The sequence below is a fragment of the Apibacter mensalis genome, assembly GCF_001418685.1.
Lineage (GTDB): Bacteria > Bacteroidota > Bacteroidia > Flavobacteriales > Weeksellaceae > Apibacter > Apibacter mensalis.
The window spans coordinates 1-1,453 of record NZ_LIVM01000037.1 but is presented as its reverse complement, the minus strand read 5'-3'; the positions used below and the strand labels follow the sequence as shown (position 1 = coordinate 1,453).

The 1,453-nt window shown below is 34.5% G+C and carries 3 protein-coding genes and 1 pseudogene; all 4 read right to left on the bottom strand.

Going from position 1 to position 1,453, the window contains the following annotated elements:
• Positions 1-77 (bottom strand): annotated as a pseudogene (locus tag ASC36_RS11115) (RHS repeat domain-containing protein); the annotation flags it as partial.
• A complete protein-coding gene (locus ASC36_RS10880; protein WP_167336888.1) occupies positions 74-229 on the bottom strand; it encodes a hypothetical protein in 156 nt (51 codons plus the stop codon). The pseudogene ASC36_RS11115 and the gene ASC36_RS10880, both read right to left, overlap by 4 nt.
• Positions 230-287: 58 nt before the next feature.
• On the bottom strand, positions 288-599 hold the full coding sequence (locus ASC36_RS10355) for a hypothetical protein (protein WP_034947387.1): 312 nt from the start codon (positions 597-599) through the stop codon (positions 288-290).
• Position 600: 1 nt separating this feature from the next.
• Positions 601-1,453 (bottom strand): RHS repeat domain-containing protein (locus ASC36_RS11160; protein ID WP_221400596.1); only part of this gene is annotated, 853 nt, incomplete at its 5' end.

Genomic DNA, 1,453 nt, shown 5'->3' with positions numbered 1-1,453 from the left:
ACCCAAGCATTACTATCATGCACATACGCATAAAAATTCGGGTTGTTACCTGCTAACCCTATCGGGTCCTGGCTTATATAAGTTCCTGTATTACTGTCGTAAAATCGGAAGCGATTGTATTACAATATTCTATATCATATTTTTGCTCGAAAACACTTCTTAAAACTAACCAATCTTGTAATGTTGTTTCTTGTATTTTAATTTCTATATGTACAGTCTCTTCTCTCATAAAAATACAACAAAGATATAAATATAAAAGCTCAACATTTAGTTGAGCTTTTAGTTGGTTAATAATTATTACAATAATTTATAAATTCAGTAATAAAATTTCCTAATTCTTCAAATGATTTGCATTTTTGTACTTTGATAGGATTTTCCCAATTAAAATCTTTGATTATACTAATAGAAAAAGCACCTTTTTTATTAAACGAAGGATACCAACCCAAATCCAGAATCAAATTATTATGATATTCTATTTGTAACAAATCCTCTTTTAAATTATCTATATTCCCTTTTATACCTGAAGAAACATCCAAAGTACTAAAATTATCATAAGTAATGATTCCTGTACTTTTTCCTAATACATTTTTAAAGTCCATATTACTTACATTTTGTTAATTTTTTAAATTCGCTTTTTGATATTGGGTGCCCATGAATTGTATTTCCACTATTTTCTACACGAACAAAATTTGTAGGTTTTCCTTCTGATGCTCCAATAATATCATTGAATTCCATAACCTTCCAATTTTTTCCGTTAGTTACAGGAGTTCCTTCTTTCCAAATTGTTCGTTCTAAATTTTCTACATCTATCTCTGAAATATATTTTGCTGGTCCATTTTTAGTTGATTTTACTATTTCAGCCCAAGATTTATTTTTTGGTGGAAAGTGCTTAAATCCATGAGGAGTCCAGTTAACAGGATCAAACCCAAACGGATCAACCCAAGCATTGCTATCATGCACATACGCATAAAAATTCGGGTTATTACCTGCTAGTCCTATCGGATCTTGGCTAATATATAAGCCGGTTTCAGGATTATAATACCGAAACCGATTATAATAAAGCCCCGTTTCTACATCCTCATACTGCCCCAGTTGCCTGAACGGAATAAACGGCTGATTGTTAAAGGTATCTTCCCGTATTCTGCCATAGATGTCAAATTCCACCTGCCAAACCAGTTCCCCTTTATCATCATAGGCCTGAGCGGGACGGCCCAAATAGTCCGATACAATCGAGTAGGACTTACCTTCGCATAGCTTAGCGGTGGGGACTAAACTTCCTTCTTCATAAACCCAAGTGGTCAGGTTTTCAACCGGTTCGGGTCGGTCCAACATAAGCATTCCCAGCTCGTCAGTAATAACCTTAGGACGCCGTGCACGCTGATAATGCCATTCATGCAATAAAACATTACCATCCCAAAGATAGCGATAAATCTTGGTGTGGACAATTTTCGCT

Bases quoted from the DNA above. Each gene is read 5' to 3' on its own strand.
- ASC36_RS10880 (WP_167336888.1), bottom strand. From the start codon at position 229: ATGAGAGAAGAGACTGTACATATAGAAATTAAAATACAAGAAACAACA.
- ASC36_RS10355 (WP_034947387.1), bottom strand. From the start codon at position 599: ATGGACTTTAAAAATGTATTAGGAAAAAGTACAGGAATCATTACTTAT.